1 pseudogene is annotated in these 766 nt (G+C 52.7%); it reads right to left on the reverse strand.

Annotation, left to right across the window (positions count from 1 at the left end):
- Positions 1-74 precede the first annotated feature (74 nt).
- Positions 75-690, reverse strand: a pseudogene (locus tag AWB81_RS43755) (IS3 family transposase); the annotation flags it as partial.
- Positions 691-766: the final 76 nt, after the last annotated feature.

Consider the following 766-nt stretch of genomic DNA (forward strand, 5'->3'; position numbering starts at 1 on the left):
CCAGACCTCTCCCGAAAGCACCCTTTTTTCGAAACGGTGACTGCCCGGAAACACCTGGTACCCGTATTCTTACTGTCCGAATGAAGCAGCGGTTTAGCCACACCTCCACGTTTCTTTACAGCTTTATGGAGCATGCCCATGACCATCGGGAAGTCGGGACGATGGCTCGATTCGTAGGCAACAATTTCCCCATTGTAGAGATCCATGACTGGAGAAAGGTACAGCTTTTTCCCCCGCGACGCGGAACTCGGTCACATCGGTAACCCACTTCTCGTTTGGTCTCGATGCGGTGAATTCGCGATTGAGCAGGTTCGGAGCGGCCTCGCCAACCTCGCCTTGGTACGACCGGAATTTCTTCCGGCGCACCCTCGACCTGATTCCTAATTCGTTCATAAGGCGCTGCACCTTCTTGTGATTGACCAACTCGCCATCACTGCGGATAGCTAAGGTGACGCGACGGTAGCCATACAAGCCGCGATGTGCTGCATAGACAGCCTGAATCTTCGCCTTGAGTCCGCCATACCGGTCTGGAGCGGCCAACGTCTTGACCTGATAGTAGTATGTACTGCGTGGCAAACCCGAAGCGTGGAGAAGGTCAGCCAAAAGGAATTCCTGCCTCAGTTCAAGCACTATTTTGGCTCTTTCTGTCGCGCCAACTTCTTTGCTAGAACCAAGGCATTGAATTTTTTGGTTCGTCAGTAAAAACTGTGGGTCGACGGAGGCTCGGGTAGTTTTCCAAGTGCATGATAAAGCGCGATTTCTGTCG

The sequence above is a fragment of the Caballeronia arationis genome (genome assembly GCF_001544975.2).
GTDB classification, from domain to species: Bacteria; Pseudomonadota; Gammaproteobacteria; order Burkholderiales; family Burkholderiaceae; genus Caballeronia; species Caballeronia arationis.